Origin of the sequence: Fructobacillus ficulneus, from assembly GCF_001047075.2 — a bacterium.
GTDB classification, from domain to species: Bacteria; Bacillota; Bacilli; order Lactobacillales; family Lactobacillaceae; genus Fructobacillus; species Fructobacillus ficulneus.
The window spans coordinates 346,529-348,114 of the sequence record NZ_DF968005.1; the positions used below are offsets into that span (position 1 = coordinate 346,529).

The window sequence follows — 1,586 nt, forward strand, 5'->3', positions numbered from 1 at the left end:
TCGATGCTACCCAAGGCGTCCAAGCCCAAACGGTTGCCAACTGGCGGTTGGCTCATGACCTCGGTCTGCCGATTCTGCCTGTCCTGAACAAAATTGATGCCGCTAGTGCTGAAATCGAAAAGAGCGAAGACCAACTTCGCGGCCTTGACCCAGACTTGGCTGATGCCCATATTTACCATATTTCCGCCAAGACCGGTCTGGGTATCCCAGAACTGCTGGAAGCCATCATCACCAAGCTACCAGCTCCTACCGGCGAACCAACCGCACCTCTGAAGGCTTTGGTTTTTGATTCAGAATACGATCCCTTTTTAGGCGTGATTGCCCAGGTCCGGATTTTCGATGGTAAATTAACATCCGGCACCAAGCTGAAATTAATGTCGGCCGACCAAGGCTTTCTAGCTAAGGAGGTCGGGGTCTACCGCCCCAACCGGGTTCCCGACCAAGAGTTGACGGCTGGTGAAGTTGGCTACGTCGTGACCGGGATTAAAGACCCCCGCCAGGTGACCGTTGGTGATACCCTGACGACCCAGCAAAACGGAACGGCCCAAGCCTTGCCCGGGTACCAGAAGAGTCAGCCAGTTGTCTATGCCGGAATCTTCCCGGTTGATGACTATCCGGCCCTCCAAGAAGCCCTGCAAAAATTAGCCTTGAACGATACCTCCTTAGTTTTGGAAGAAGAAAATTCCGAGGCGATGGGGCCGGGCTTCCGTGGCGGCTTCCTCGGCATCTTTCATTTGCAAATTATTAAAGAACGGCTGGAGACGGAATACGGGGTCGACGTGATTGTGACGGCACCCAACGTTTCCTACCAGGTTTCAGTGGCCCACAAGGGGAACGAAATCGAAGAACGCCAGGTCGACAACCCGACCCATTTTCCCGACTACCATGAACTATTGGCGGTAGCCGAACCGATGGTCGAGGCCGAAATCACCACGCCGGCCGAAACGGTCAACCAGTTGATGAAGTTGGCCGATGATTATCGGGGGACCTTCGTCGACATGGGGAACCGGGGCGACTATGTCCGCCTGGTCTACCAATTGCCGCTGTCCGAAATTGCCTACGACTTTTTCAACCAGCTGAAGTCAATTTCCCACGGTTATGCTTCCTTTAGTACGGAGCCGGCTGGCTATGCCGAAGCCGACTTGGTCAAGGTTGAAATCCAAATTAACTACGCGACCGTCGACGCTTTGACCTTCATCACTCACCGGTCTCGGGTGGCCGACCAAACCCAAAAGCTGGTCCATGAATTAAAGATGACGGTCCCACGTCGTTTGTACCCAATGCCGGTCCAGGCCCAAGTCGAAGGGCGGGTCGTGGCCCGGGTCGATGTTCCACCACTGCGGAAGAACGCGGCCGTTTCCGGCCAGGCCAAGAGTGTTTCCAAGAAGCAGGCCTTACTCCGCCGGCAAAGCGCCAATAAGCGCCAAGCCGCCAAGTCCGATATCGAATTACCCCAGGAAGTTTTCAATGCCTTGCTCTCGGTGAAGTAAAGCGGTCGATTGAGCGTTTTGTTGTCAGTGAAATAAATGCTAACAGCAGAGGACGAGGTTGGTCATGATTATCACTGGAATGGTTTTAAATCACTA

At 54.0% G+C, this 1,586-nt stretch carries 1 protein-coding gene; it reads left to right on the plus strand.

Annotated features, from left to right (window positions below; genetic code table 11):
- Positions 1-1,490 (plus strand): GTP-binding protein (locus AOQ29_RS06215; RefSeq protein WP_061993617.1); only part of this gene is annotated, 1,490 nt, incomplete at its 5' end.
- Positions 1,491-1,586 lie beyond the last annotated feature (96 nt).